Below are 25,951 nucleotides of genomic sequence, written 5' to 3'. Positions count from 1 at the left end.
GCAGGTCAACACGGCGCGCAATTAAAAAAGCATGAGGAATCATGCTATTATCAGCGCCCTTTCTCCTGACGCCGCTGTGGGAAAAGTTTGCGGGAGAAAAACTGTCTATTTTTTAACCAACAGAGTGTTCGTTATGTTTCAGCTGCCTGCCCCGCCCGAAAATGAAGCCGTTCTCCTGACGCGCGCCCATGCGCTGGCGGGCCAGTCGCTGGCGACCCTGGCCGCGCAGGCCAGCCTGCCGATGCCGGCCGATCTGAAACGCGATAAAGGCTGGGTCGGCATGCTGCTGGAGCGCTATCTGGGCGCCAGCGCAGGCAGTAAGGCGGAGCAGGATTTCGCCCATCTCGGCATTGAACTCAAAACTATCCCTATCGACGCGCAGGGCAAGCCGCTGGAAACCACCTTTGTCTGCGTGGCGCCGCTGACCGGCAACAGTGGTGTGACCTGGGAGACGAGCCACGTGCGCCACAAGCTGGCGCGCGTGCTGTGGATCCCGGTGGAGGGCGATCGCGCAATTCCCCTCGCCCAGCGTCGCGTCGGCGCACCGCTGCTGTGGAGCCCGAGCGAAGAGGAAGATCGCATGCTGCGCCAGGACTGGGAGGAGCTGATGGATATGATCGTGCTGGGTCAGGTTGAACGCATTACCGCGCGCCACGGCGCCTGGCTGCAGATCCGGCCAAAAGCCGCCAACAGCCGGGCGTTGACCGAAGGCATCGGCGAACACGGCGAGCCGATTATGACGCTGCCGCGCGGTTTTTACCTGAAAAAGAGCTTCACCGCCCCGCTGCTGGCGCGTCATTTTTTACTGTAAGTTCATCAAAGCGGATGCGTATAATCGCCGTTTACTTTTCGTTTAAGATTGAGTGTGCGCATGTTTGAGTGGATAACCGATCCCAACGCCTGGCTGGCGCTGGGCACGCTGACCATCCTCGAAGTGGTTCTGGGTATTGATAATATTATTTTCCTGTCGCTGGTGGTGGCGAAACTGCCTAAACATCAGCAGGCCAGCGCGCGTCGTCTCGGCCTGATGGGCGCCATGCTGATGCGCCTCGCCCTGCTGGCCTCTATCGCCTGGGTCGCGCGGCTGACCCATCCGCTGTTTACCCTGCTCGATCACGCCTTCTCCTGGCGCGATCTGATCCTGCTCGGCGGCGGCCTGTTTCTGCTGTGGAAGTCGAGTATGGAGATCCATGAAACCATCGAAGGCGGCGAAGAGGAGCACAAGACCAACGTGCACTCTTTCTTCGGCGCTATCGTGCAGATCATGCTGCTGGATATCATCTTTAGCCTGGACTCGGTGATTACCGCCGTCGGCCTTTCCGATCATCTCTTTATTATGATGGCCGCCGTGGTGATCGCCGTGCTGATGATGATGTTTGCCGCGCGCGCCATCGGCGAGTTTGTCGATCGCCATCCTTCGATCAAAATGCTCGCTCTCTCTTTTCTGATTCTGGTGGGTTTTACCCTGATTCTGGAGAGTTTCGCGGTGCATGTACCAAAAGGTTACATTTATTTCGCCATGTTCTTCTCCATGGCCGTCGAGTGTCTGAACCTGATGCGCGCTAAGAAAAGCGCGGCGTAAGATGTCAAGGGCGGCCACAGGCCGCCCTTTTATTTTCAGATTCATGCGATAACGCAAAGCGCCAAAACCATTTATTACTACACTTTTTGCAGTTGATGCTGTGTGGCCTCTGACAGGGCGACACGGTCCACTGGCTGACGGGAGTGAGAGGAATAAGCGTGATGAAAGAGTTGGCAGGCGTAGCAGTGTTGATTTTTGCCGCCGTGACACTGAGCGGATGCAGTTCAGATTATGTAATGGCAACGAAAAACGGTCAGATGATCATGACGGAAGGCAAGCCGACCATCGATAAAGAGACCGGTCTGGTGAAATATACCGATCAGTCAGGCCATGAAGTGCAGATAAATGGCGACGAAGTGTCGACCATTATTGAGCGTTAAGTGCCATTTCAGCTCACCTGTCCCGCAATTTGTCCGGACAGGTGATTTCCCCGATTTTCCCCACTTCCTTCCCCGCTGATTCACGCGCTATAGTCCCACAGGACACACCATTACATTCCATAAAAATAAGGAAGACGGCTATGCATTATCACCGCATCCCCCATAGCACGCTGGAAGTAAGTCAGCTGGGGTTGGGAACCATGACGTTTGGTGAACAGAATAGCGAAGCCGACGCCCACCAGCAGCTCGATTTCGCCCTCGCCAGCGGCATTAACTTTATCGATACCGCTGAAATGTATCCGGTGCCGCCGCGCCCGGAAACCCAGGGTTTGACCGAACAATATATCGGCAGCTGGCTGAAGGCGCGCGGCAGCCGCGATAAAGTGATCCTCGCCAGCAAGGTCGCGGGTCCGTCGCGCGGCGCAGACGCCTCGATTCGCCCGAACCAGGCGCTGGACCGCAAAAATATCCGCGACGCGCTGGACGCCAGCCTGAAGCGCCTGAATACCGACTACCTCGATCTTTATCAGCTGCACTGGCCGCAGCGCCAGACTAACTATTTCGGCAAGCTGGGCTATCAATACAGCGAGACCACGATTCCCGTCACGCTGCTGGAGACGCTGGAAGCGCTGACCGAGCAGGTGCGCGCCGGCAAAATCCGCTATATCGGCGTGTCGAACGAAACGGCCTGGGGCGTGATGCGCTATCTACAGCTGGCGGAGAAGCACGAGCTGCCGCGCATCGTCACCATTCAGAATCCCTATAGCCTGCTGAACCGCAGCTTTGAAGTGGGCCTGGCGGAAATCAGCCAGCATGAAGGAGTTGAGCTGCTGGCTTACTCCAGCCTCGCTTTCGGCACGCTAAGCGGCAAGTATCTGAACGGCGCGAAACCGGCCGGCGCGCGCAACACGCTGTTCAGCCGTTTTACGCGCTACAGCGGCGAGCAGTCGCAGCTGGCGATTGCGGAATATGTGGCGCTGGCGCAGAAGCATCACCTGGATCCGTCGCAGATGGCGCTGGCCTATGTGCGTCAGCAGCCGTTCGTCGCCAGCACCCTTCTGGGCGCAACGACGATGGAGCAGCTGAAGATCAATATCGACAGCTTCAACCTGACGCTGGACGCCGACGTGCTGGAAGGGATCGAGGCGATTCACCGCCGCTATACCTATCCGGCGCCTTAAAGGGGTTGAGCGGCTATTGCGAGTGGGTTTAGTGAGGTGGGCGTAGGCTGTTTGTCAGGTACCTGCGCCGCCAGCCTGACCCGATCGCAAAGTCGCTCAAGGCATCCCTGCGCGCTCGGCCCGCGGCATCCCTGCCGCGGGACGCTTTGCTCTTCGGGTCAGGCTGGCGGCACCTTGATTTAAGCGCTGTCTGTTAGCTTACGATCAGGTGCCGTTTGCAGCTACAACCCCAGCAGCAGCTGTCGCTCAAGCTGCGGATCGAGCAGCGTAACGTGCAATCCCACCAGTCGCACACCGCGTCCGGCGCGGCGCTCATCCCAGGTTTTGCGCGCCACCGCGATCAAATCCTCTTTGTTCAGCTCCGGCCAGATATGCTCCTGCGTCGTCAGCTGGAAATCGTTGAACTTGAGTTTCACGCCCTGCCGCGCGATTTGCCGGTCGGGCCGAACCTGCGTCAGGCGGCGCTCAAGCTCCGCATAGAGAAAATCGATAATCTCCAGGCAGGCTTCCCAGCTGTGAATATCTTCCGCCAGCGTGCGCTCGACGCCGACGGACTTGCGCTCGCGCTCCACCACCACGCCGCGCTCGTCGATGCCGTGGCTGCGCTCCCACAGCACGCGGCCAAACTTGCCGAAGCGCTTGAGCAGCTGCGCCACGTCCGCTTTCTGCACGTCGGCGCAGGTATGCAGCCCCATCTCCTCGAGCTTTTTCGTCGCCACCTTGCCGACGCCCGGGATCTTCGCCAGCGGCAGCGACAGCAGAAAATCAGGCATCTCCTGCGGCGTAATAACGTACTGCCCGTCGGGCTTGTTAAGATCGGAGGCGATTTTCGCGAGGAACTTAATCGGCGCGATGCCGGCCGAGGCAGTCAGCCCCGTCTCGCGCTGAATGGTGTCGCGGATTTCGCGGGCGATCAGCGTGGCGGAGCCGTGGCAGTGCGGGCTGTCGGTGACGTCGAGATAGGCCTCGTCCAGCGACAGCGGCTCGATCAGGGGGGTATAGCGCAGGAAAATTTCGCGGATCTGCTGCGACGCCTCTTTATAGGCGTCGAAGCGCCCCGGCAGCAGCTTCAGATGCGGGCAGAGCTTCAGCGCCATGGCGGTAGGCATCGCGCTGCGTACGCCGAATTTGCGCGCCGGATAGTTGGCGGTGCTGATCACGCCGCGCCGTTCACGGCTACCGCCAATGGCGATGGGGATATCGCGCAGCGACGGATTGTCGCGCATCTCCACCGCTGCATAGAAGCAGTCCATATCGACATGTATGATTTTCACGCTTGCCCGCCATCCGCTTTCCGTCACGCCTTATGATACTGTATAGATGTACAGATGCCAAAGCGCCGCCGCGTCAGGCGTGCCCGAAAAGCGGATTTAACATCCGTCGCCACTAAAGTTTACAAATTTCTGGCCGTCATACCTTGAGGAAAACGCGAATTTACCTGGCGGCGTCTTGATAAAAAAACAGACAATGCTAATGTTGCGCTGCGGTAGCGGAGTTTTCCGATAATGCAAGTCTGAGACGCGTCGCGCGTCATCGTTCTCTTCACTCAAGGTATACACAGCATGGGCAAAATCGCACTTCTGTTTGCGATGATTTTGATGCCAGCCCTCAGCATGGCAATGACTCCCGAGCCGACGCAGCCAGTGTCGACGCCGGTGAGTAAAGAATTAAAGAAACAGCTACTCGGTACCCCGGTCTATCTGCAGATTTTCAAGGAAGAACGCACGCTGGAGCTCTATGGCAAAATCGGCAACGAATTTCGCCTGCTCGATACCTACCGCATCTGTAACTTCTCCGGCGGCCTCGGCCCGAAGCGCCGCGAAGGGGATTTTAAAAGCCCGGAAGGCTTTTACAGCGTCAGGCTCAACCAGCTTAAGCCCGACAGCCGTTTTTATCGCGCTATCAACGTCGGCTTTCCTAACCAGTACGATCGCGAGCATGCCTACACCGGCAACTATCTGATGATCCATGGCGACTGTAAGTCGATCGGCTGCTACGCGATGACCGACGCCTACATGGACGAGATTTTCACCTATGTGAACGCGGCGCTGCGTAACGGCCAGTCAGAGGTGAACATCAGCATCTTCCCGTTCCGCATGACCGACACCAACATGCAGCGCCATCGCTACTCCGCCTACGCCAGCTTCTGGCGCGAGCTGCAGCCCGGCTACGCTTACTTTGCGAAATACCATCAGCCGCCGACGGTCAACGTCGCCAGCGGCAGCTACGTAATGAACAGCGGCAGCCCGGCGATCGTCAATCCCGAAGCCGCCTCTAAATCATTCCTGGCGCTCTCCAAGGCAGAATAACGCCCACTCGCCTGGCACGATGCGGTGCCAGGTTTCATTTGCCGTCAGCGGCTGCGTCGCAATCACCGTCACCACGTCGTTGGCGGTGGTGTGCTGCTGAAAGTCGATCTCCACATCCTGATCGAGCAGCTGCGCTTTGCCGAAGGGCGCGCGGCGCGTGATCCAGTAGAGATTGGTCGAGCAGAACGCCATCAGATAGCGCCCGTCCGACAGCAGCATATTGAACACCCCTTTCTGCCGCAGCTCTCCCGCCAGTTCCGCCACATAGCGAAACACCGCTGGCCAGTTGGCGGGCGTGCGCGGATAGCGCGTCGCCAGCTTGTGCAGCAGCCAGCAGAAGGCCTTTTCGCTGTCGGTTTCGCCGACCGGACGGAAGTGGCCGGTTTCCAGCTGGCGATAACCCTTTAGCTGGCCGTTGTGCGCGTAGGTCCAGTTACGTCCCCACAGCTCGCGGGTAAAGGGATGGGTGTTTTCCAGCGACACCGGCCCGCGGTTCGCCTGGCGAATATGCGCCACCACCGAATGGGACTTGATGGGGTACTCCTGCACCAGCCGCGCGATGGGCGAGTTATAGCTCGGCAGCGGATCTTTAAAGGTGCGGCAGCCCCGGTCTTCATAAAAGGTAATGCCCCAGCCATCTTTATGCGGCCCGGTTCCACCGCCGCGCTGCACCAGGCCGGTAAAACTGAAACAGATATCGGTTGGAACGTTAGCGCTCATCCCGAGCAATTCGCACATAGCTACCGCCTTAGTCAGAAAAGCCGCCAGCCAGCAAGATGGCGGCCAGCACCGTTACTTCACCATCTCTTTTTCAATCAGCAGCATCAGGATATGGATCACTTTGATGTGGATCTCCTGGATGCGGTCGGCGTAGCCGAAGTGCGGCACGCGAATTTCGATATCCGCCGAGCCCGCCATTTTGCCGCCATCTTTGCCGGTCAGGGTGATGACCTTCATGCCCTGCGCGCGCGCCGCCTCGATCGCCTTAATGATATTGGCGGAGTTGCCAGAGGTCGACAGCCCCAGCAGCACGTCGCCCGGACGGCCCACCGCTTCGATATAGCGTGAGAAAACGTAGTCGTAGCCGAAATCGTTGCTGACGCAGGAGAGATGGCTGACGTCGGAGATAGCGATTGCCGGGTAACCCGGACGGTTCTCGCGATAGCGTCCGGTCAGCTCTTCGGCGAAGTGCATTGCGTCGCAGTGCGAGCCGCCGTTGCCGCAGGAGAGCACCTTCCCGCCCGCTTTAAAGCTGTCGGCCAGCAGCACCGCCGCGCGCTGAATGGCGTGAATATTCGCCTCGTCGCTGAGGAAGGTATTAAGCGTATCCGCTGCTTCATTCAGCTCGGAGCGAATGATGTCCTGGTACATAGGGATGTCCTTGTTAGTAAAAGAGTGACTTTTCAAGTTTAACGGAATGGCGGGTTGGCGCAAAGCGCGCGCCGCGCGAAAGCCTGCCTCCACTCCGCAGCGGATTTAACGATTTTGTGAGTAAGGTTGTAATTGCGATGTAAACAAATTGCTAATTAACCGCAGCTGGCATACACCTCTACACATAACAGGTCAGACCTCTTACTACTTACGGAGCCGTGATTATGATGGTTGTGTCGATCCTCGCGACGCTGGTGTTAATCAGCGCCCTGTTTTATCACCGCATATCCCTGGCGGCGAGCAGCGCGATTTTACTGTTGTGGACCGCCGCCTGGGCAGCGGCGCATATCTGGACGCCCTGGCTGCTGCTGCCGCTGGCGATCCTTCTGCTGCCGCTTAACCTCCCTTCAATACGCCGTTCGCTGTTTTCAAAGCCGATGCTGCAGCGCTTTCAAAAGGTGATGCCGCCGATGTCGCGCACGGAAAAAGAGGCGATCGACGCCGGGACCACCTGGTGGGAAGGCGATCTGTTTCAGGGCAAGCCGGACTGGCAGAAGCTGCACAACTATCCGCAGCCGCGCCTGACGCCGGCCGAGCAGGCGTTTCTCGACGGCCCGGTGGAAGAGGCGTGCCGCATGGCGAACGACTTCGCCATCACCCATGAGATGGCGGATCTGCCGCCGGAACTCTGGGCTTATCTGAAAGAGCAGCGCTTCTTCGCCATGATCATCAAGAAAGAGTATGGCGGCCTCGAGTTCTCCGCCTATGCGCAGGCGCGCGTGCTGCAAAAGCTGGCGGGCGTCTCCGGCATTCTGGCGATTACCGTCGGCGTGCCTAACTCGCTGGGTCCAGGGGAACTGCTGCAGCATTACGGCACCGACGAGCAGAAAGATCACTATCTGCCGCGTCTGGCGCGCGGCGACGAGATCCCCTGCTTCGCGCTGACCAGCCCGGAAGCGGGCTCCGACGCCGGCGCGATCCCCGATACCGGCGTGGTCTGCATGGGCGAGTGGCAGGGCAAGCAGGTGCTCGGCATGCGCCTGACCTGGAACAAGCGCTACATTACGCTGGCGCCGGTGGCGACCGTGCTGGGGCTGGCCTTTAAGCTGTTCGATCCCGATCGTCTGCTGGGCGATACCGAGTCGCTGGGCATTACCTGCGCGCTCATCCCCACCAGCACGCCGGGCGTCGAGATCGGCAAGCGCCACTTCCCGCTCAACGTGCCGTTCCAGAACGGTCCGACGCGCGGCAACGATATTTTCGTGCCGATCGATTTTATTATCGGCGGTCCGCAGATGGCCGGCCAGGGCTGGCGGATGCTGGTTGAGTGCCTGTCGGTGGGACGCGGCATTACCCTGCCTTCGAACTCTACCGGCAGCCTGAAAAGCGTGGCGCTCGCCACCGGCGCCTATGCGCATATCCGTCGTCAGTTCAGGGTCTCTATCGGCAAGATGGAAGGCATCGAAGAGCCGCTGGCGCGTATTGCCGGCAACGCCTACGTGATGGACGCTGCGGCAACGCTGATCACCACCGGTATTATGCAGGGCGAAAAACCGGCGGTGCTGTCGGCGATTGTGAAGTATCACTGCACCCATCGCGGCCAGCGCGCCATTATGGACGCCATGGATATTGCGGGCGGCAAAGGCATTATGCTCGGCAACAATAACTTCCTCGCCCGCGCCTATCAGGGCGCGCCTATCGCCATTACGGTGGAGGGCGCCAATATCCTGACGCGCAGCATGATTATTTTCGGTCAGGGCGCTATTCGCTGCCATCCGTTCGTGCTGAAAGAGATGGCGGCGGCGGCCAGTCAGGATCTCAACGCCTTCGACGCCGCGCTGTTCAGCCATGTCGGCTATGTCGGCAGCAACGCCGTGCGCAGCCTGTGGCTCGGCCTGACGGCTGGACGCGGCAGCGCCACCCCGACGCGCGACGCCACGCGCCGCTACTACCAGCATCTGAACCGTCTCAGCGCTAACCTGGCGCTGCTGGCAGACGTGTCGATGGCGGTGCTCGGCGGCAGCCTGAAGCGACGCGAGCGCATTTCAGCGCGCCTGGGCGATGTGCTGAGCCAGCTCTATCTCGCCTCCGCCACGCTGAAACGCTATGACGACGAGGGGCGTCACGAGGCCGATCTGCCGCTGCTGCACTGGGGCGTGCAGGATGCGCTGCATCAGGCCGAGCAGGCGATAGAGGATCTGCTGCGCAACTTCCCTAGCCCGCTGGCGGCTGGCGCGCTGCGCATGATGATTTTCGCCGGCGGCAAGCACTGCCCGGCGCCGAGCGACCGTCTCGATCATAAGCTGGCGAAGCTGCTGCAGGTGCCTTCCGCCACGCGGACAAGGCTGGGACGCGGTCAGTATCTGACGCCGAGCGAGCATAACCCGGCCGGTCAGCTTGAGCAGGCGTTGCAGGAGGTGATGGCGGCGGAAGTGATCCACGATCGTCTGTGCAAACAGCAGAAAGAGCACTTCTCTTTCACCCGGCTGGACGCGCTGGCGCAGCGGGCATTAAAAGCGGGCTGGATTGACGCCGCCGAGGCCGAGGTGCTGACGCGCGCCGAAGCGAGCCGTCTGCGCGCCATTAACGTCGATGAGTTTGCCGCGGATGCGCTGGCGGTGCCGGTGAAGCAGCCGGCGGTGAAGGCGGCGCGGGAGAGCGAGGCGGCGTAAGATACAGGCACGTATGTTTTAACCCACAACGCGCACTAAAGTCAGATAGCGGGTAGCATGGACCGAAGAGCAAAGCGTCCCACGCCAGGGATGGCGTGGGCCGAGCTGGCAGGGATGCCGCTTTTTGCGTCTTTGCGATCGGGCCATGCTACCCGCGTTCGCGCATAGTTAATCGGCGCGTATTACCCTTACCCCGCCTGCCGAATACGCGCGAGCAGCGCCTCGGCGTCCTCAATGTGATCCGCCGCCAGAATCAGCGTGCGTCCCAGCGTAATGCAGCTGCGAATACACTCGGTGCGCATCGCCTCATCCTTAATCAGCTTCATATCCGCCACGTGCGACATGCCGACGGTGCGGCGAATCAGCTCGGTGCCGCAGTAGCCGATGGTATCGGCCCATACCTTGCGCAGAAACGCCTGCGCATAGCCCGGACAGGCCAGCGCCACGTCAGTGGTCTTCTCTTGCGCCAGCGCCAGGAAGCGCGCGGCGAAGGTATTCCACACCTCGCGCACGTCGTTGAGACGCAGCTCGCGCCCTTCCGCCGCCTCGCGCGGGGCGAGCAGACCCGGCAGACCGCAGTAGTTGATCAGCAGATTGCCCAGCGCCGTGCCGACGTCAAAGCCGATCGGGCCGAAATAGCCGAACTCCGCGTCGATCGCCTTCAGGCTGTTGTCGGCGACGAAAATCGAGCCGCTGTGAATATCGCCGTGCAGCAACGCCTCAGCATGGGCGAAAAAGCGATGCTTCAAGCCGGCGACGGCGATGCGCAACGCCTCGTCGTCGCGCAGGCTGGCGACCAGCGGCTCAAGCGCCTGCGGGTAGCTGTTGCGCGCGTGATCGGTGTAGGGATCGTTAAAGAAGAGATCTTCGGTAATCTCGCACATCTCTGGATTGATAAAGCGCGCCACTTCCGCTTTTTTCTGATGGGGATGCAGCACGAAATCAGAGGTATGAAACAGCGTCTGCGCCAGATATTCGCCCAGCTGCGCCGCCGCCTGCGGGTAGAAAGCGCCCTTCACCAGCTCGCCGCGCCAGATGCGATGGCTGGAGAGATCCTCCATCACCATCACCGCCAGCGTCTCGTCATAGTGCGTCACCCTGACGGTGTGCTGAGGGCAATATTTGTAGTGCTCGATCAGGGTTTGCGCCTCCAGCCGCGCGCGGTCCAGCGTCAGCGGCCAGGACTCGCCGACGCAGCGCACGTAAGGCAGCGCCTGTTTTACGATCACCCGACTGTTGCCCTGGCGGTCGAAAATTTTGAAGACCAGGTTAAGGTTGCCATCGCCAATCTCTTCCGCCTCGACCAGCGAAGCGGGATCGTCCACGCCGCCAAACTGCCGGGCATACTCAACGGCATCCGCCGCGGTGAAGGTACGGTATTGCGACATTGCCTTTCCTCTTATACCAAACTGAAACGAAATCCCGCCAGGGCAGCATAATAAGCCGTTCAGACGTCTATACATCCGTTCCGCATGTTGGCACAATACGTGACAACAACGCAACAGGGATTTCACAGACAATGCAAACACTCCGCACCACCAGCTTACAGGTTCGTGACAGTCAGCTCTGGATCCTCGATCAGCAGGCGCTGCCGCAGCAGAAAAACTGGCTGCCGGCGCACGACGTGGCGCAGCTGGTTGGCCATATTCACACCCTGCGCGTGCGCGGCGCGCCGCTGATCGGCCTCTCCGCCTCGCTGCTGCTGGCGCTGCTGGCCGAGGCGGGCGCCAGCCGCGACGCGCTGGCGCAGGCGCTGGAAGTGTTGCGCGCCGCGCGTCCCACGGCGGTCAACCTGATGAATAATCTCGATCGAATGAAGCTGGCGCTGGCGCATACGGATTTTGCCGCCGCACTGGGCCAGGAAGCGCTGCGTCTGGTCGAGGAGGATCGCCAGCTGTGCGACAACATCGCCGAGGCGGGCAGCGCGCTGGTGAAGCCGAACAGCCGCCTGCTTACGCACTGCAACACCGGCGGGCTGGCGACGGCGGGCGTCGGCACCGCGCTGGGCGTCATCGCCCGCGCGCATCAGCAGGGTAAGGTGGCGAACGTCTGGGTGGGTGAAACGCGCCCGCTGCTGCAGGGCGGACGCCTTACCGCCTGGGAGCTGGGCGAGCTGGCGATCCCCTTTCAGCTGATCACCGATTCGATGGCGGCCAGCCTGATGGCGAGCGGCCAGGTCGACGCCGTCTGGGTCGGCGCGGACCGCATCGCGGCCAACGGCGACGTGGCGAACAAAATCGGCACCTACAGCCTGGCCGTGCTGGCGCATTACCATCAGATCCCCTTCTACGTTGCCGCACCGCACACCACGCTGGATCGCCAGTGCGTCAGCGGCCGCGACATTCCTATCGAGCAGCGCGCCGCCAGCGAAGTGACCGGCGCGGCGGGCAGTTTCGGCAGCGTGCAGTGGGCGCCGGAAGCGGCAAACGTCTATAACCCGGCGTTCGACGTGACGCCTGCGGCGCTGATTAGCGGTTGGGTGCTGGATACCGGCGTAGTGACGCCGGAGGCGGTAGAGGCGGGGGTTTTTCAGCCCTGACCGGGCGCGCTGAGCGCGCCCGGCTGGCATGGTTAAGGCAGGCGCGGATAGGCGTCGGCGATGGCGTCGCCGGTGAAGTGCGCCACCCAGCCTTCCTGATTATCGAAGATGCGGATAGCGGTGAAGTTAGGCGAGGAGCCCATATCGAACCAGTGCGGCGTGCCCGCCGGCACTGAAATCAGGTCGTTCTTTTCACACAGGATTTGGTAGACCTGGCCGTCGAGATGGAGGCAAAAAAGGCCCGCGCCCTCGACAAAGAAGCGTACCTCATCTTCGCCGTGAGTGTGCTCAGAGAGAAACTTCTGGCGCAGCGTCTCTTTTTGCGGGTTGTCGGCGCGCATGCTGATCACATCCCAGCTCTGATAGCCCTTCTCCGCCACCAGCCGATCGATAGCGTGCTGATAGGCCTCAATCACGTCGGCAGGCTGTGGATTGTCGCCTAAATCGCGATCCGCCGCCCAGCGCTCAAAGCGCACATTCTTTGCATTCAGCCGCTCGCGGATCATCTCCGCATCGGTACTGTGCCACACCGGCAGCGTGGCTTCGGTATCGGTAAAAATGGTCAATGCGCTCATGCTAAAACGACTCCCGAAAAGGTGTTCACCTGATGATGGCGGCTTTCGCTGTCTGCGGGGCCGCGAATTAACTGCACGGTATTCCATCCGGCTTCCGCTGCCGCATCCAGCTCCTGACGAATGTCGGAGAGGAACAGCAGCTGCTCAGCGGGCAGGCCGGTTTGTTCAGCGATATTGCGGTAGGAGGCGACCTCTCGCTTAGCGCCGACGCGCGTGTCGAAATAGCCGCTAAACAGGTCCGTAATATCTCCTTCATCACTGTAGCCAAATAACAGTTTTTGCGCCGCAACCGAGCCGGAAGAATAGACGTAAAGCTCAAGGCCCTGCTCCCGCCATGCGCGCAGCGCCGGCACGACGTCGGGATAGAGATGCCCGGTAAAGCTGCCGTTCACATAGCCGTCGCGCCAGATCATCCCCTGCAGCGCTTTCAGCCCGGTGGATTTGCGATCTTCATCCATAAAGCCCAGCAGAATAGCGGTGAGCGCCTCAGGATCGGCCTCAGGCTGGCCCGCTTCGGCGCGCACCGCCTCAAGCGCCGCGCGGACTTCCGGATGCGCATGCTGCGCACGGATAAAGGCGGCGAGATGTTCACGCGCGTAAGGAAAGAGCACATCATGCACGAAGCGAATATCGCTGGTGGTGCCTTCTATATCGGTAACAATGGCGCGGATCATTGGGCCTCCAGCAGGCGACGTTGACGTTCGCATTCAAATAAAAACTCCAGACCTTCCAGATGACGACGCGCTTCGTTCACGTCCTGGCCCCAGCAGGTTAAGCCGTGGCCGCGCAGCAGAAAGCCATAGCGCAGCGCATTGTTGCGGGCGTACGCCTCAATGCGCCCCGCCAGCGCGTCGATATCCTGATCGTTATCAAACAGCGGGATCGCCACGCAGGCAAGATGGGTGCGCTGCCCCGCCAGCGATTTCTGCATCTCATAGCCTTCCAGCCGCAGCGCTGCGCCCTTCTCGACGCGCGACAGTACCGTCGCGTTCACCGTATGGGTATGCAGCACTGCGCCCGCCTCGGGGAACAGCCGGTAGATCAGGGTATGCAATCCGGTTTCCGCCGAGGGCCTGCGCCCGGACGGCGCGCGGTTGGTGGCGATCTCTACCTGAATAAAGTCGTCGCGCGTCAGGCTGCCTTTGTCCTTGCCCGACTCGCTGAGCAGGCAGAAGCGGGCATCTTCGCGCACTGACATATTGCCGCCGGTGGCGGGCGCCCAGCCTTTGGCGCCAATCCAGTGGCAGGCCGCCACCAGCTGGTCGAGCGGAGAGAGTTCAGACATAGCGTTTCAGGCATCCTGTAAGGTAGGTTTTAGACGTCTAAGCGTCTCGATTGCCAAATGTTAACATCCTGTTTATAGTGGCTTCAACACAGGATTACTCCGCAATGACATTCGCGCTTAAGGCAATCAATCATGACGCAGCCCAACCTGACGCCGGAGAGTAAACTTCCCGCTCTCGGCACTACCATCTTTACCCAGATGAGCGCGCTGGCGCAGCAGCATAACGCCATCAACCTTTCGCAGGGCTTTCCCGACTTTGACGGACCGCGCTATTTACAGGCGCGCCTGGCGCATCACGTCAGCGAGGGCGCCAACCAGTATGCGCCGATGACCGGCGCGCTACCGCTGCGCGAGGCGATCGCCGAGAAAACCGCTGAGCTGTATGGCTACCGCCCCGACGTCAACAGCGATATCACCGTGACCGCCGGCGCGACCGAAGCGCTCTATGCGGCGATCACCGCGCTGGTGCGCCCGGGCGACGAGGTGATCTGCTTCGACCCGAGCTACGACAGCTATGCGCCCGCCGTCGAACTGTCGGGCGGCGTGCTGAAACGCATCGCGCTGCAGCCGCCGGGCTTTCGCGTCGACTGGTCAGCCTTCGCCGCGCTGCTCTCCAGCAAAACCCGCCTGGTGATCCTCAATACGCCGCACAATCCTTCCGCCACCGTCTGGCGTAAAGCGGATTTTGCGGCGCTCTGGCAGGCGATCGGCGATCGGGAAATTTACGTGCTGAGCGACGAAGTTTACGAGCATATCTGCTTCGACGAGGCGGGCCACGCCAGCGTGCTGGCGCATCCGCAGCTGCGCGAGCGCGCCATCGCCGTCTCCTCCTTCGGCAAGACCTTTCATATGACCGGCTGGAAGGTAGGCTACAGCGTCGCGCCCGCCGCCATCAGCGCGGAGATCCGCAAGGTGCATCAGTATCTGACCTTTGCGGTGAATACGCCTGCCCAGCTGGCGATCGCCGATATGCTGCGCCACGAGCCCGCTCACTACCGCGAGCTGCCCGCGTTTTACCGCGCGCGCCGCGATCGTCTGGCGCAGGCGCTGGAGAAGAGCCGCTTTAAGGTGCTGCCGTGCGAAGGCACCTATTTTCTGCTGGCGGACTATAGCGCCATCTCCGATCTCGACGACGTCAGCTTCTGCCAGTGGCTAACCAAAGAGGTGGGCGTGGCGGCGATTCCGCTATCGGTGTTCTGCGCCGATCCGTTCCCGCACAGGCTGATCCGCCTCTGCTTCGCCAAACAGGAAGCGACGCTTGACGCCGCTGCGGAGCGCTTATGTCAGATTTAAAGATTACCGTTCTGCAGGAAACCCTGCACTGGATGGATGGCGAAGCGAACCTGCGCCATTTCGACGCCGTGCTCGAGGGCGTGACGGGCCGCGATCTGATTCTGCTGCCCGAGATGTTCACCACCGGCTTCGCCATGGAGGCGGCGCAGCGTTCGCTGCCGCAGGCGCAGGTGGTGGCGTGGCTGCGCAAACACGCCGCGGCGAGCGACGCGCTGGTGGGCGGCAGCGCAGCGATACAGACGGAAAAAGGCGCGGTAAATCGCTTTCTGCTGGTGGAGCCAGATGGCACACTGCACCAGTATGACAAGCGCCACTTGTTCCGCATGGCGGACGAGCATCACCACTATCTGCCGGGCGAGACGCGCGCGGTGCTGGAGTGGCGCGGCTGGCGCATTCTGCCGCAGATCTGTTACGACCTGCGCTTCCCGGTCTTCTCCCGCAACCGCAACGACTACGACCTGGCGCTCTATGTGGCGAACTGGCCGGCGCCGCGCGCTCTGCACTGGCAGGCGCTGCTGCTGGCGCGCGCCATAGAGAATCAGGCCTACGTCGCGGGCTGCAACCGCGTCGGCAGCGACGGCAACCAGCATCAGTACAGCGGCGACAGCCGGATCATTTCGCCGCAGGGCGAGATCCTCAGCGCGGCGGAGCCATTCGCCCAGGCGCGGCTTGACGCCACGCTGTCGCGGGAGGCGCTGAATGCTTATCGCGAGCGCTTTCCGGCGTGGCGCGACGCCGATGGCTTTACGCTGCCTTAGCGCACCTGCGATCGCGTCAACGCGGGCCAAAAAAAAGCCGCAGCGGTTAAGCTGCGGCTTTCTCGTTTTCAGGCGTCGCGCGGTCAGATATCGAAGCGGTCCAGATTCATCACTTTGGTCCAGACGGCCACGAAGTCGGTCACGAACTTCTGGTGCGCATCGCTGCTGGCGTAAACTTCCGCCAGCGCACGCAGGATGGCGTTAGAGCCAAAGACCAGATCGGCGCGGGTCGCATGATATTTCACTTCCCCGCTCTGACGGTCGCGTCCTTCGAACAGCTCCTCGCTCTCATCGGTGGCGCGCCATGCGGTGCGCATATCCAGCAGGTTAACGAAGAAGTCGGTGCTCAGCACGCCAGGGCGATCGGTAAAGAGGCCGCGATCGCTGCCGTCGAAGTTGGTGCCCAGCACGCGCAGGCCGCCCAGCAGCACCGTCAGCTCCGGCGCGCTCAGCGTCAGCTGCTGCGCTTTATCCAGCAGCAGCGTTTCGGTCGACGACCCGCCCTGCACGCGGCGATAGTTGCGGAAACCGTCAGCCAGCGGCTGCAGAAGATCAAAGGATTCGACATCGGTCTGGTCCTGACGCGCATCGACGCGCCCCGCCGTAAAGGGCACCTGCACCGCTACGCCCGCCGCCGCCGCGGCCATTTCGATGCCGACATTGCCCGCCAGCACGATGACGTCCGCCAGCGACGCTTTGCCCGAAGCCTGCTGAATCTCCTGCAATACCGGCAGCACGTCGCGGATCACGCTGGCGTTAACCGCCCACTGATTCTGCGGCGCCAGCGCCAGACGTGCGCCGTTCGCGCCGCCGCGCTTGTCGCCGCCGCGGAAGGTCGAAGCGGATGCCCAGGCAGCGGAAACCAGCTGGCTCACGCTCAGCCCGGAGGCCGCAATCTTCGCTTTCAGCTCGCTGATATCGCTGGCGTCCGGCTGATGGATCGCCGCCGGCAAAGGATCCTGCCACAGCAGATCTTCTTTCGGCACTTCCGGACCCAGGTAGCGCGCTTTCGGCCCCATATCGCGGTGGGTCAGTTTGTACCAGGCGCGGGCGAAGGCTTCGTTGAACGCCTGCGGATCGTTGAGGAAGCGACGAGAGATCTTTTCGAACTCCGGATCGAAGCGCAGCGTCAGGTCGGTGACCAGCATGGTCGGCTTGCGCTTTTTCTCCGGATCGAAAGGATCGGGAATAATCGCGTCGGCGTTGCTGGCTTCAAACTGGATAGCGCCCGCCGGGCTCTTCGTCTGCACCCACTCATACTTGAACAGGTTCTCGAAGAAGTAGTTGCTCCACTGGGTCGGGGTTTGCGTCCAGACCACTTCCAGCCCGGAAGTAATGGCGTCTGCGCCCGCGCCGCTGCCGTAGCTGCTGCGCCAGCCGAAGCCCTGGGCTTCAATCGGCGAGGCTTCCGGGTCAACGTCGAGGTGGCTGGCGGCGCCCGCGCCGTGCGTTTTACCCAGCGTATGGCCGCCGGCGATCAGCGCCACCATCTCTTCGTCGTTCATGCCCATATTGCCGAAAGTGGCACGGATCGCCGGCGCGGCCGAGGCCGGGTTGCCGCTCGCTTCCGGGCCTTCCGGGTTAACGTAGATCAGACCCATTTCGGTGGCGCCGAGCGGCGCGTTGGCGAGGCTTTCCGGATGGCGATGCGCCAGCCACTCGGTTTCGTGGCCCCAGTCCACATCCATATCCGGTTCCCACACGTCTTCACGCCCGGCGCCGAAGCCGAAGGTACGGAAGCCGGCGTTCTCCAGCGAAACGTTGCCCGCGAGAATATAGAGGTCGGCCCAGGAAATTTTCTGGCCATATTTCTGTTTCACCGGCCACAGCAGGCGACGCGCTTTATCCAGGCTGACGTTGTCCGGCCAGGAGTTGAGCGGCGCGAAACGCTGCTGTCCGCGCCCGGAGCCGCCGCGACCGTCGATGGTGCGGTAGGTGCCCGCGCTGTGCCACGCCATACGGATAAACAGGCCGATATAGCTGCCCCAGTCGGCCGGCCACCAGGATTGCGAATCGGTCAGCAGCGCGCGGATGTCCGCTTTCAGCGCCGAATAGTCGGGCTTGCTGAACTCTTCGCGGTAGTTGAAGTCGGCGCTAAGGGGGTTGGAGCGGCTGGAGTGCTGATTTAACAGGTCGACGCGCAGCATGTTAGGCCACCAGTCGCGGTTGGTGGTGCCGCTGCCGGCGCCGCGCGCCAGCACGCTTTTCTCTTCAGAGGCGCCGTGGTTAAACGGACATTTACCGGCGTCGGCGCCGCTCTCATTCTGGTTTTTTTCTTGCGATGCTCCATGGGGAAAAGGGCATTTACCTGCGGCGTTATTGTTATCTTCGGGCATGCTCATTATCGGCTCCGTTGGCTTTTGGTTACCCGGCTACGATAGCGTTACGCTTGCCTGAATACCATTTGGCTAAGCCGACGGTTTTGATAGCCGCAGGCTTTCAAAATTAGCTACCGCGATAGGTAGACCACGACCAGGGAGAAATTAAAAAAGGCAGGTGGAAATGGCTGCCTGCCTCGGCGATAACGAAATCGATCTGCGCCGAGACGTAGAGCGCATCGCGCCCGTCCGCCGCGAAATAGTCGCCGATCTCGGCGGTCAGCCGATAGTGGCCCGGCGTCAGCGGCTCCGGCGTTAAATCGCCGATGCGTCCGTCGCTGTCCGTCTCGCCGTCGGCAACCGGCAGCCAGCCCTCCGGGCTGTTCTGCTCCAGGGAGATAGCGACGCCGACCGCCGGTTTGCCCAGCGCCGTATCGAGAATATGGGTGGTGATGGTGCTCATGTCAGGCTCTCCTTCAGACGCAACAGGGTGATCTCCCGCAGCTGTTCCAGCGCTTCGCGCGCTTCGGTGGGTTCGTCATTCGTCAGGCGCCGCTGAAGCTGCGCCAGCATCTCTTCGCCGCTGCGCCCTTTGGCGCGGATTAAAAAGACGCGGCCAAAGCGCGCTTCATAAGCCCGGTTGCCCGCCTGCATCGCCCGCTTCAGCGCCGCATCGGCGTCGCTCATCGCGGCCTGCTCCTGACGCGACAGCGCCGCCTCTTTGTCCGCGCCGTCGGCGCGTTCGCCGATGCGCGGATGCGCGGTCAGCGCCTGTTCAAGATCGTCGCTGTTCCACGCCTGCGCCAGCCGCTCCGCCTCTGCCAGCAATGCCGCTGCAGAAGGGAATGGCCGCGCGGCCGCCAGCGCCTGCCGCCAGCGCGGGATCGCCACGCAGTGGGCGAGCGCGGCCTGCGCCGCCGCATCCGGCAGCGCGTTGAAGGTCTCCAGATTCATGGCGCGCCTCGCTGCGCCAGCTGGCACACCGCCTGAAGATAAGCGCGCACCGCCAGCGCCACGTCGCCGCTCATTACCGCTTCCGCCGGATGGTGGCTGAGGCCGCGTTCATTGCGCACGAAGAGCATGCCGACCGGCCAGCGCTCGGCGATGGCGATAGCGTCATGGCCCGCGCCGCTCGGCAGCGCCAGCGTGCGGCCCTGCACCGTCTCGACGGCGCTGCTCAGCGCCTGCTGCAGCGCGCTGTCGCAGGCGGTGGCGCTGATGCGGTAATACTCCTCCGCCTCGAAGCGCAGCCCGCGCCGCAGCGCGATCGCTTCGGCCTGAGTCAGCAGGCTCGACAGCAGCCGCTCCAGCGGCAGATCCTGCGGGCCGCGTACGTCCAGCGACAGCGTGACCTCGCCGGGAATAACGTTGACCGCGCCGGGCGCGCAGTTCAGGGTGCCGACCGTCGCCACCAACTGCGGATCCTGCTCGCGCGTGGTCGCCTCGATAAACACCATCCACTCTGCGGCCGCCGCCAGCGCGTCTTTGCGGTGAGTCATCGGCACCGTGCCCGCGTGGCCCGCCTCGCCGGTAAAGCGGCAGCGAAGGCGGCGTGCGCCGTTGATGGCGGTGACCACGCCCAGCGCCAGTCCCTCCTGCTCCAGACAGGGCCCCTGTTCGATATGCAGTTCAAGGTAGGCGACGATATCGTTCAGATCGCGGGCGGCGCGCGGAATCGCCCCGGCGTCCAGTCCCACATCCGCCATCGCCTGGGCGACGGTAATGCCGTTGCCGTCCGGATGGGTGGTCCAGCTCTCCGGCCAGCTGCCGGCGACGCCGCGGCTGCCGAGCAGCGTAATGCCGAAGCGCGTGCCCTCTTCATCGCCGAAGCCGACTATCTCAATCGCCAGCGGCAGTCGCTGCCGCTGCTGATGCAGCCACTGCACGGTCTCAATCGCGGTCAGCACGCCCAGCATACCGTCATAGCGGCCGGCGTTGCGCACCGTATCGAGATGGGAGCCGAGCAGCAGCGCGGGCGCGCCGTCGCTCGCCCCTTCGTAGCGGCCACAGATATTGCCGACTTCGTCCTGCCAGACGCGCATGCCCGCCTGCGCCATCCACTCGCCGACCTGCGCGTTGGCGCGCAGATGCTCCGGCGAGAGATAGACGCGCGTCAGCTGATCGGGCGATTCGCTGATCGCCGCCAGCATGTCGCAGCGCGCCATGACGCGTTCGGCGGCCAGCTGCGCCTCAGCGGCGTTCATCATCATGCGCGGCTCCCGTAGTGGTCCCACGCCGCCTGCATCGCCGCGCCCTGGGTCGCGCGGAAGCCGACGTGCGTCAGCACCGCCTCCAGCGCCGCCAGCGTGGTCATCACGCAATCTTTGCGCGCGTTGAAACCCATGGTGCCGATGCGCCATACCTTGCCATGCAGCGGACCGAACGAGGTGCCGATCTCGATGCCGAAATCCTCCAGCATCAGCTGACGCACCTGGTCGCCGTTAACGCCCTGCGGAATCACCACGCCGAGCACGTTGTTCATCTTGTGCTTCAGATCGCCGAAGGTTTCCAGCCCCATGCCTTGAATGCCTTTCAGCAGCGCGTCGCCGTGCAGCTTGTGACGCGCGATGCCTTCGTCCAGCCCTTCCTGCAGGATCAGCCGCGCGCACTCGCGCGCGCCGAACAGCGCGGTGGTCGCTTCGGTATGGTGGTTAAGGCGCTCCGGCCCCCAGTAATCCATGATCATGCCGAGATCGAAGTAGTTCGAGTAGATCATCTCTTCATCGCCGTCCTGATGCGCGGCGGTGCGGATCCCCTCTTCGACGCATTTGCGGCGGCGGATCGCCTCTTCCATCTGCGGGCTTAAGGTAATCGGCGAGGTGCCGGAGGGGCCGCCGAGGCATTTTTGCATCCCGGCCGAGACCGCATCCAGCCCCCAGGCGTCGGTTTCCAGCGCGTTGCCGCCGAGCGACGCGGTGGCGTCGGTATAGAAGAGCACGCCGTACTTTTTGCAGATGGCGCCCAGCTCCGCCAGCGGCTGCAGCATGGTGGTCGAGGTGTCGCCCTGCACCGTCAGCAGCAGGCGCGGCTTCACGCGCTTAATGGCGTCCTCGACCCGATCCGGGGTAAACACCTCGCCCCAGGGCACCTCGATGGTGTGCACCTCGGCACGACAGCGGCGAGCGATCTCGCACAGCAGATGGCCGAAGCGGCCGAATACCGGCACCAGCACCCGATCGCCAGGGCGGATCGCCGACAGCAGGATCGCCTCGATCCCGGCACGCGAAGTGCCGTCGATCAGCAGGGTCCAGCGGTTTTCGGTGCGGAAGACGCCGCGATAGAGTTCCATCACCTCATTCATATAGTGGGTCATCGCCGGATCGTACTGGCCGATCAGCTGGGTCGACATGGCGCGCAGAACGCGCGGATCGGCGTTGATCGGGCCGGGGCCCATCAGCAGGCGCTGCGGCGGATTGATTTGCGGATAGCGGTTTTCCATGTTGATTTCCTTACTAAATTAGAGTCGCACCGAGGAGATGAACTGCTTCAGCTCCGGCGTCTGCGGCGCGGCGAACAGGGTTTTGCTGCTGCCCTGCTCCCAGACGCGCCCCTGATGCATAAAGACCACGCGATCGCCGACGTCGCGCGCGAAGTTCATTTCATGGGTGACCAGGATCAGCGTCATGCCTTCGGCGGCGAGCTGCTCCAGCACTTTCAGCACCTCGCCCACCAGCTCAGGATCGAGCGCCGAGGTGATCTCGTCGCACAGCAGTACCTTCGGGTTCATCGCCAGCGCGCGGGCGATGGCGACGCGCTGCTGCTGGCCGCCGGAGAGGCTGGCCGGCGAGTAGTCGAGACGCTCGCCGAGACCGACTTTCTCCAGCATCTGCGTGGCCAGCGCGCGGCACTCCGCCTCGCTTTTTTTCAGCACGCGGCGCGGCGCCAGCATGACGTTTTCCAGCGCGGTCATATGCGGAAAGAGGTTGAAGTTCTGGAACACCATGCCGACCGAGCGGCTGATGTCGCGCGCCTGGCTGTCGCGGTCGGTAATGGTCATGCCGCCCAGCTTGATGCTCCCTTCCTGATAGCCTTCCAGGCCGTTCATGCAGCGCAGCAGCGTGCTTTTGCCTGAACCGCTGCGGCCGATAATCGAGATAACTTCGCCCATTTCGATATCGAGATCGACGCCTTTCAGCACGTGGTTGTCGCCATAGTACTTCTGCACCTGATTAATGGTGATGAGCGGCATGGAATTTTTTCTCCAGATACTGGCTGTAGCGGGACAGCGGATAACACATCAGGAAGTAGCCCAGCGCGACCAGCCCAAACACTTTAAAAGGCTGATAAGTCACGTTGTTCAAAATGGTCCCGGCTTTGGTGAGTTCGATAAAGCCGATAATCGAGGCGAGCGCGGTGCCCTTGATCACCTGCACGGCGAAGCCCACCGTCGGCGCGATGGCGATGCGGATCGCCTGCGGCGCGATCACCCGGCACAGCGTCTGGCCGAAACTGAGGCCGAGGCAGCGCGACGCCTCCCACTGCCCTTTCGGCAGCGCGCGAATGCTGCCGAACCAGATATCAAGCAGAAAGGCGCTGGTATAGAAGGTCAGCGCGAGCGAGGCCGCCGTCCAGGGCGCGACGTCGATGCCGAACAGCCCGACGCCGAAGAAGGCAAGAAAAAGCTGCATCAGCAGCGGCGTGCCCTGGAACAGTTCGGTGTAGCAGCGGATCAGCCGCGTCAGCCACTTGCGCTGCAGCAGACGCAAAAAGAGCAGCGGCAGCGTCACCAGCGTGCCGCCGACAAAGGCGGTCAGCGACAGCAGCAGGGTCCAGCGCGCCGCCAGCAGCAGGTTGCGCAGAATGTCCCAGTCGGTAAAGGTCGTCATCATGCCTGCGCTCCTAACCATTTACGGCCCAGCGCCAGCAGCACCTGACGCATGGCGATCGACAACAGCAGATAGATCAGCGTGGTCACCAGGTAGACCTCGAAGCTTAAAAAGGTGCGCGACTGGATCAGGTTGGCGGCGAAGGTCAGCTCTTCATAGGAGACCTGCGACACTACCGACGAGCCGAGCATCACGATAATGCACTGGCTGACCAGCGCCGGATAGATACGCTGCAGCGACGGCGGCAGCACCACGCGCAGAAAGGTCTGCGTGCGCGTCAGGCCCAGCACGCGTCCCGCTTCCCACTGCCCTTTCGGCGTCACCTGGATGCCGGCGCGGATAATTTCGGTGCTGTAGGCGCCGAGGTTAATCAGCATCGCCAACAACGCCGCCTCGCCTGCCGTCAGCTTTAGCCCCAGATTGGGCAGGCCGAATACGATAAAAAAGAGCTGCACCACAAAGGGCGTGTTGCGGATGATCTCAACGTAGAGGCCCCAGAGACGGCTGGCCCAGCTCGCTTTGCCGCTGCGCAGCGCCGCGCCGAGGATCCCCAGCCCGACGCCGCCGACGGTGGCCAGCACCGTCAGCTGAATCGTGACCCACAGCCCGGCGAGCAGCTCCGGCCAGTAGGGCCAGAGCGCAGGGAAATTAAGTTGCCCGAGCATAGCGCGCCCTTATGCGCCGAGGCTGGCGGGCAGCGGCGCTTTCAGCCACTCTTCCGACAGTTTGTTAAGCGTGCCGTCTTTGATGCCCTGCTCAATCAGCGCATCCACTTTTGCCTTCAGCGCCGGCTCATCTTTTTTCAGGCCGATAAAGCAGGGCGAATCCTTCAGCATAAACTGCGCAACTGGCGCTTTCTGCGGGTTCTGACGGGCAATCGCGGCGACGACCAGGTTGCCGGTCGCCACATACTGCACCTGGCCAGAGAGGTAAGCCGAGAGCGTGGTGTTGTTGTCTTCATAGCGTTTCACCTGCGCCTCTTTCGGCGCGAGGCTGCTCAGCACCATATCCTCCACCGCGCCGCGGGTGACGCCGATGCTCTTGCCGCTCAGCGCCGCCGCGTCTTTCAGCGTCTCGCCTTTCGGACCGAAAACGCCGAGGAAGAACGGCGCATAGGCGCGGCTAAAGTCGATTACTATTTCACGCTCAGGGTTTTTCCCCATGCTGGAGATCACCAGATCGACCTTATCGGTTTGCAGATAGGGCACGCGGTTGGCGCTGGTGACCGGCACCAGCTGCAACTTAAGTTTCATCTGTTTCGCGAGGTATTTCGCCGTATCGATGTCGTAGCCCTGCGGCTGCAGATCCGTGCCGACCGATCCGAACGGCGGGAAATCCTGCGGCACCGCCACGCGCAGCACGCCGCGCTTCTCGATATCCTGTAGCTGATCCGCCAGCGCGCTGCCGGTCTGAACCATCAGTAACGCCGCCGCTGCCACCGCCATTAACGCTTTTTTCATTATGCACCCCGGTAAGTTGACCTGAAACAAAAGATTCTTGTAAATGTGATTTGCAACTAATGTGCCAACCACTGGCGCGGCGGATTAAGCGGCAGAAACGCTAATTTTTAGGAAGAAAGGCGGCCTGTCGCCGCCTGTTGCGTGGGGATCAAAATGAGGCAAAGCACCAAAAAGGTGCTCTTTAACGGTGCTCCAGCTCGTCCAGCTGCTGATAGAGATCGGCGATCTGGTGAATACGCTGGCGTCCTTGCGTCAGCATTTCATGCAGCAACGCGTTGGTCAGCAAATTGATCAGGCTCATCGCCGAGGCGTAGCTGTCGAAGGCCGATACGCTGTCGAGCGGCGCGCAGAGCTGCCAGCGCGCCTGGCCGCTCATCGACTGCGCCTGCGGCTCGCACAGCGCCAGCAGCGGGATATCTCGCTGCTGCAGCTGCTGCATTAGCGGGCGGATCAGGCGCGGACGACGGCGAAACGCCATCACCACCACCATATCGTCAGGCGTGATATCGACTATCTCTTCCGCCAGCGTCTGGCCTGGCTGCGGCAGCACCATAACGTCGGCGCGCGCCTGCAGCAGCTGCTGGCGCAGATGCAGCGCCAGCGGCCAGGAGTTGCGCATGCCGATGACGAAAATACGCTTCGCCCGGGTCATCTGCTGCACCGCCTCGCCGAACTGCTGCGCGTCGAGCGCATTCACCCACTGCGTCAGGTTCGCCATCTCCTGCTTATAGTGGCGCGCCAGCAGCGTATTCCCCTGCACCGCGTCGCGGTTGTCGGTCAGCGGCATGCCGCTCTGGCGCAGAATGCGCAGCTCGTCGCGCATATCTTTATATTTGTCGTAGCCCAGCCGCCGAAACAGGCGGCTGACCGTGGCCTTCGACACGCCGCTGAGTCTCGCCAGCTCGGCGCTGTTGTAGCTGATTAGATCGTCGAAATGGTCAAAGACGAAATCCGCAATACGCTGCTCCTGCGGCGAGAGCTGCGGATAGTGGCTTCTGAGTCGTTCATCAAGCTGTTTCATGCGTCGTCCTGTAACTTTCGTTTCAGCAAAAGCTAGCATAATTCGATCCAGGTTACCGCCGTCGTGCGCCACAGCAAAAAACTGGAACGGCTCTTGCTTGGATCCCCGCTCTGTTACCCAATAAGAACCCTCACTATGATTCAGAGCAATATGGCTCCGCTGGGCATGGCGGTTGCGCCGCACCATCTGGCGAGCGAGAGCGCGCTGGCGATCCTGCGCGACGGCGGCAACGCGATTGAGGCGATGGTCGCCGCCGCCGCGACCATCGCCGTGGTCTATCCCCATATGAACGGCCTTGGCGGCGACGGCTTCTGGCTGGTGCTGCCGCCGAACGGCGATCCTGTGGCTATCGACGCCAGCGGCGCGGCGGGCGCGCTGGCG

The 25,951-nt window shown here is 62.0% G+C and carries 27 protein-coding genes; 10 read left to right on the top strand and 17 right to left on the bottom strand.

All coding sequences use genetic code 11. The features are described from left to right. Positions 1-133 precede the first annotated feature (133 nt). The 4 genes from mutH to B3229_RS06570 all read left to right on the top strand — a co-directional run bounded on the left by mutH (position 134) and on the right by B3229_RS06570 (position 3,143). A complete protein-coding gene (gene mutH / locus B3229_RS06585; RefSeq protein ID WP_048785760.1) occupies positions 134-811 on the top strand; it encodes a DNA mismatch repair endonuclease MutH in 678 nt (225 codons plus the stop codon). A gap of 60 nt (positions 812-871) precedes the next feature. Further along, a complete protein-coding gene (locus tag B3229_RS06580; protein WP_033752844.1) occupies positions 872-1,582 on the top strand; it encodes a TerC family protein in 711 nt (236 codons plus the stop codon). 161 nt (positions 1,583-1,743) lie between these two features. After that, positions 1,744-1,962: a YgdI/YgdR family lipoprotein gene (locus B3229_RS06575; RefSeq protein WP_033788687.1), complete on the top strand. Its 219-nt coding sequence runs from the start codon at positions 1,744-1,746 to the stop codon at positions 1,960-1,962. A gap of 140 nt (positions 1,963-2,102) precedes the next feature. After that, positions 2,103-3,143: an NADP(H)-dependent aldo-keto reductase gene (locus tag B3229_RS06570; RefSeq protein WP_048785761.1), complete on the top strand. Its 1,041-nt coding sequence runs from the start codon at positions 2,103-2,105 to the stop codon at positions 3,141-3,143. A gap of 221 nt (positions 3,144-3,364) precedes the next feature. Here B3229_RS06570 and dinB read toward each other — a convergent pair whose 3' ends face one another. Continuing rightward, a complete protein-coding gene (gene dinB / locus B3229_RS06565) occupies positions 3,365-4,417 on the bottom strand; it encodes a DNA polymerase IV (protein ID WP_275043382.1) in 1,053 nt (350 codons plus the stop codon). Positions 4,418-4,705: 288 nt separating this feature from the next. Between dinB and dpaA the strand changes: the two genes are divergently transcribed. After that, positions 4,706-5,452 carry a peptidoglycan meso-diaminopimelic acid protein amidase gene (dpaA, locus tag B3229_RS06560; RefSeq protein WP_048785763.1) on the top strand — a complete coding sequence of 249 codons (747 nt, stop codon included), beginning with the start codon at positions 4,706-4,708 and terminating at the stop codon, positions 5,450-5,452. Here dpaA and B3229_RS06555 read toward each other — a convergent pair. Together B3229_RS06555 and lpcA are read right to left on the bottom strand one after the other, a co-directional pair. Beyond that, complete coding sequence (locus B3229_RS06555; RefSeq protein ID WP_048785765.1) at positions 5,423-6,190, bottom strand: class II glutamine amidotransferase; 768 nt, start codon at positions 6,188-6,190, stop codon at positions 5,423-5,425. The two genes, dpaA and B3229_RS06555, sit on opposite strands and share 30 nt — an antisense overlap. A 54-nt stretch (positions 6,191-6,244) precedes the next feature. Beyond that, complete coding sequence (gene lpcA / locus B3229_RS06550) at positions 6,245-6,823, bottom strand: D-sedoheptulose 7-phosphate isomerase (RefSeq protein ID WP_033752849.1); 579 nt, start codon at positions 6,821-6,823, stop codon at positions 6,245-6,247. A gap of 224 nt (positions 6,824-7,047) precedes the next feature. Here lpcA and fadE point away from each other — a divergent pair, with 224 nt between their 5' ends. Beyond that, the gene (gene fadE, locus B3229_RS06545; RefSeq protein ID WP_286870161.1) at positions 7,048-9,495 is read left to right on the top strand and encodes an acyl-CoA dehydrogenase FadE; all 2,448 of its coding nucleotides are present in this window, start codon (positions 7,048-7,050) and stop codon (positions 9,493-9,495) included. Between the two features lie 188 nt (positions 9,496-9,683). On the opposite strand, the gene mtnK is transcribed toward fadE, so the two are convergent. Beyond that, positions 9,684-10,883: an S-methyl-5-thioribose kinase gene (mtnK, locus tag B3229_RS06540; RefSeq protein WP_048781553.1), complete on the bottom strand. Its 1,200-nt coding sequence runs from the start codon at positions 10,881-10,883 to the stop codon at positions 9,684-9,686. 131 nt (positions 10,884-11,014) lie between these two features. On the opposite strand from mtnK, the gene mtnA reads away from it, so the two are divergent. After that, positions 11,015-12,034 (top strand): S-methyl-5-thioribose-1-phosphate isomerase, encoded by a 1,020-nt coding sequence (gene mtnA / locus B3229_RS06535; RefSeq protein WP_286870160.1) that lies wholly within the window; start codon positions 11,015-11,017, stop codon positions 12,032-12,034. Positions 12,035-12,066: 32 nt separating this feature from the next. On the opposite strand, the gene B3229_RS06530 is transcribed toward mtnA, so the two are convergent. From B3229_RS06530 to B3229_RS06520, 3 genes are read right to left on the bottom strand one after another with little or no spacing between them, the layout of a single operon-like run. Beyond that, positions 12,067-12,609, bottom strand: coding sequence for a 1,2-dihydroxy-3-keto-5-methylthiopentene dioxygenase (locus B3229_RS06530; RefSeq protein WP_048781551.1), 543 nt, complete (start codon positions 12,607-12,609; stop codon positions 12,067-12,069). Next, a complete protein-coding gene (gene mtnC / locus B3229_RS06525) occupies positions 12,606-13,283 on the bottom strand; it encodes an acireductone synthase (RefSeq protein WP_048781550.1) in 678 nt (225 codons plus the stop codon). Before mtnC ends, B3229_RS06530 begins: the two co-directional genes overlap by 4 nt. Then, a complete protein-coding gene (locus B3229_RS06520) occupies positions 13,280-13,894 on the bottom strand; it encodes a methylthioribulose 1-phosphate dehydratase (protein ID WP_048781548.1) in 615 nt (204 codons plus the stop codon). Before B3229_RS06520 ends, mtnC begins: the two co-directional genes overlap by 4 nt. 132 nt (positions 13,895-14,026) lie before the next feature. On the opposite strand from B3229_RS06520, the gene B3229_RS06515 reads away from it, so the two are divergent. Then, the gene (locus tag B3229_RS06515; RefSeq protein ID WP_286870159.1) at positions 14,027-15,187 is read left to right on the top strand and encodes a pyridoxal phosphate-dependent aminotransferase; all 1,161 of its coding nucleotides are present in this window, start codon (positions 14,027-14,029) and stop codon (positions 15,185-15,187) included. Further along, entirely contained in the window at positions 15,175-15,945 is a 771-nt protein-coding gene (locus tag B3229_RS06510) for an amidohydrolase (RefSeq protein ID WP_286870158.1), read from the top strand. Before B3229_RS06515 ends, B3229_RS06510 begins: the two co-directional genes overlap by 13 nt. An 83-nt stretch (positions 15,946-16,028) precedes the next feature. On the opposite strand, the gene katG is transcribed toward B3229_RS06510, so the two are convergent. From katG to hpxU, 10 genes are all read right to left on the bottom strand, one after another. Next, positions 16,029-18,287: a catalase/peroxidase HPI gene (katG, locus tag B3229_RS06505; RefSeq protein WP_286870157.1), complete on the bottom strand. Its 2,259-nt coding sequence runs from the start codon at positions 18,285-18,287 to the stop codon at positions 16,029-16,031. Positions 18,288-18,390: 103 nt separating this feature from the next. After that, a complete protein-coding gene (gene uraH, locus B3229_RS06500) occupies positions 18,391-18,726 on the bottom strand; it encodes a hydroxyisourate hydrolase (RefSeq protein WP_033752858.1) in 336 nt (111 codons plus the stop codon). Beyond that, positions 18,723-19,217 (bottom strand): 2-oxo-4-hydroxy-4-carboxy-5-ureidoimidazoline decarboxylase, encoded by a 495-nt coding sequence (gene uraD / locus B3229_RS06495; protein WP_286870156.1) that lies wholly within the window; start codon positions 19,215-19,217, stop codon positions 18,723-18,725. The genes uraH and uraD overlap by 4 nt, the downstream gene beginning before the upstream one ends. Continuing rightward, the gene (gene hpxK / locus B3229_RS06490; RefSeq protein WP_048781534.1) at positions 19,214-20,473 is read right to left on the bottom strand and encodes an allantoate amidohydrolase; all 1,260 of its coding nucleotides are present in this window, start codon (positions 20,471-20,473) and stop codon (positions 19,214-19,216) included. The genes uraD and hpxK overlap by 4 nt, the downstream gene beginning before the upstream one ends. Continuing rightward, positions 20,470-21,702, bottom strand: a complete 1,233-nt coding sequence (locus B3229_RS06485) for a pyridoxal-phosphate-dependent aminotransferase family protein (RefSeq protein ID WP_286870155.1) — start codon at positions 21,700-21,702, stop codon at positions 20,470-20,472. The genes hpxK and B3229_RS06485 overlap by 4 nt, the downstream gene beginning before the upstream one ends. An 18-nt stretch (positions 21,703-21,720) precedes the next feature. Then, on the bottom strand, positions 21,721-22,452 hold the full coding sequence (locus B3229_RS06480; protein ID WP_048781530.1) for an amino acid ABC transporter ATP-binding protein: 732 nt from the start codon (positions 22,450-22,452) through the stop codon (positions 21,721-21,723). Then, a complete protein-coding gene (locus B3229_RS06475; RefSeq protein WP_048781528.1) occupies positions 22,433-23,089 on the bottom strand; it encodes an amino acid ABC transporter permease in 657 nt (218 codons plus the stop codon). Before B3229_RS06475 ends, B3229_RS06480 begins: the two co-directional genes overlap by 20 nt. After that, positions 23,089-23,754: an amino acid ABC transporter permease gene (locus B3229_RS06470; protein ID WP_033752864.1), complete on the bottom strand. Its 666-nt coding sequence runs from the start codon at positions 23,752-23,754 to the stop codon at positions 23,089-23,091. Before B3229_RS06470 ends, B3229_RS06475 begins: the two co-directional genes overlap by 1 nt. Positions 23,755-23,763: 9 nt before the next feature. Further along, the gene (locus B3229_RS06465) at positions 23,764-24,549 is read right to left on the bottom strand and encodes a transporter substrate-binding domain-containing protein (RefSeq protein WP_286870154.1); all 786 of its coding nucleotides are present in this window, start codon (positions 24,547-24,549) and stop codon (positions 23,764-23,766) included. A 181-nt stretch (positions 24,550-24,730) separates the two neighbouring features. Beyond that, positions 24,731-25,570: a MurR/RpiR family transcriptional regulator HpxU gene (hpxU, locus tag B3229_RS06460; protein WP_048781520.1), complete on the bottom strand. Its 840-nt coding sequence runs from the start codon at positions 25,568-25,570 to the stop codon at positions 24,731-24,733. A gap of 135 nt (positions 25,571-25,705) precedes the next feature. On the opposite strand from hpxU, the gene B3229_RS06455 reads away from it, so the two are divergent. Further along, on the top strand, positions 25,706-25,951 hold a 246-nt coding region (locus tag B3229_RS06455; RefSeq protein ID WP_286870153.1), incomplete at its 3' end, for a gamma-glutamyltransferase.

Origin of the sequence: Pantoea sp. UBA5035 (assembly GCF_002415245.1) — a bacterium.
In the GTDB taxonomy this organism is placed as follows: domain Bacteria; phylum Pseudomonadota; class Gammaproteobacteria; order Enterobacterales; family Enterobacteriaceae; genus Pantoea; species Pantoea septica.
The sequence above is the reverse complement of the archived record's forward strand: the minus strand, read 5'-3'. Positions and strand labels throughout refer to the sequence as shown.

Coding starts and splice junctions, on each gene's coding strand:
- B3229_RS06510 (WP_286870158.1), top strand. CDS start 15,175: ATGTCAGATTTAAAGATTACCGTTCTGCAGGAAACCCTGCACTGGATG.
- uraD (WP_286870156.1), bottom strand. CDS start 19,217: ATGAATCTGGAGACCTTCAACGCGCTGCCGGATGCGGCGGCGCAGGCC.
- B3229_RS06530 (WP_048781551.1), bottom strand. CDS start 12,609: ATGAGCGCATTGACCATTTTTACCGATACCGAAGCCACGCTGCCGGTG.
- mtnA (WP_286870160.1), top strand. CDS start 11,015: ATGCAAACACTCCGCACCACCAGCTTACAGGTTCGTGACAGTCAGCTC.
- B3229_RS06480 (WP_048781530.1), bottom strand. CDS start 22,452: ATGCCGCTCATCACCATTAATCAGGTGCAGAAGTACTATGGCGACAAC.
- B3229_RS06575 (WP_033788687.1), top strand. CDS start 1,744: ATGAAAGAGTTGGCAGGCGTAGCAGTGTTGATTTTTGCCGCCGTGACA.
- mtnK (WP_048781553.1), bottom strand. CDS start 10,883: ATGTCGCAATACCGTACCTTCACCGCGGCGGATGCCGTTGAGTATGCC.
- mtnC (WP_048781550.1), bottom strand. CDS start 13,283: ATGATCCGCGCCATTGTTACCGATATAGAAGGCACCACCAGCGATATT.
- uraH (WP_033752858.1), bottom strand. CDS start 18,726: ATGAGCACCATCACCACCCATATTCTCGATACGGCGCTGGGCAAACCG.
- B3229_RS06475 (WP_048781528.1), bottom strand. CDS start 23,089: ATGACGACCTTTACCGACTGGGACATTCTGCGCAACCTGCTGCTGGCG.
- B3229_RS06520 (WP_048781548.1), bottom strand. CDS start 13,894: ATGTCTGAACTCTCTCCGCTCGACCAGCTGGTGGCGGCCTGCCACTGG.
- lpcA (WP_033752849.1), bottom strand. CDS start 6,823: ATGTACCAGGACATCATTCGCTCCGAGCTGAATGAAGCAGCGGATACG.
- hpxK (WP_048781534.1), bottom strand. CDS start 20,473: ATGATGATGAACGCCGCTGAGGCGCAGCTGGCCGCCGAACGCGTCATG.
- B3229_RS06555 (WP_048785765.1), bottom strand. CDS start 6,190: ATGTGCGAATTGCTCGGGATGAGCGCTAACGTTCCAACCGATATCTGT.
- B3229_RS06485 (WP_286870155.1), bottom strand. CDS start 21,702: ATGGAAAACCGCTATCCGCAAATCAATCCGCCGCAGCGCCTGCTGATG.
- B3229_RS06515 (WP_286870159.1), top strand. CDS start 14,027: ATGACGCAGCCCAACCTGACGCCGGAGAGTAAACTTCCCGCTCTCGGC.
- mutH (WP_048785760.1), top strand. CDS start 134: ATGTTTCAGCTGCCTGCCCCGCCCGAAAATGAAGCCGTTCTCCTGACG.
- B3229_RS06570 (WP_048785761.1), top strand. CDS start 2,103: ATGCATTATCACCGCATCCCCCATAGCACGCTGGAAGTAAGTCAGCTG.
- B3229_RS06580 (WP_033752844.1), top strand. CDS start 872: ATGTTTGAGTGGATAACCGATCCCAACGCCTGGCTGGCGCTGGGCACG.
- B3229_RS06465 (WP_286870154.1), bottom strand. CDS start 24,549: ATGAAAAAAGCGTTAATGGCGGTGGCAGCGGCGGCGTTACTGATGGTT.
- hpxU (WP_048781520.1), bottom strand. CDS start 25,570: ATGAAACAGCTTGATGAACGACTCAGAAGCCACTATCCGCAGCTCTCG.
- B3229_RS06470 (WP_033752864.1), bottom strand. CDS start 23,754: ATGCTCGGGCAACTTAATTTCCCTGCGCTCTGGCCCTACTGGCCGGAG.
- dpaA (WP_048785763.1), top strand. CDS start 4,706: ATGGGCAAAATCGCACTTCTGTTTGCGATGATTTTGATGCCAGCCCTC.
- fadE (WP_286870161.1), top strand. CDS start 7,048: ATGATGGTTGTGTCGATCCTCGCGACGCTGGTGTTAATCAGCGCCCTG.
- katG (WP_286870157.1), bottom strand. CDS start 18,287: ATGAGCATGCCCGAAGATAACAATAACGCCGCAGGTAAATGCCCTTTT.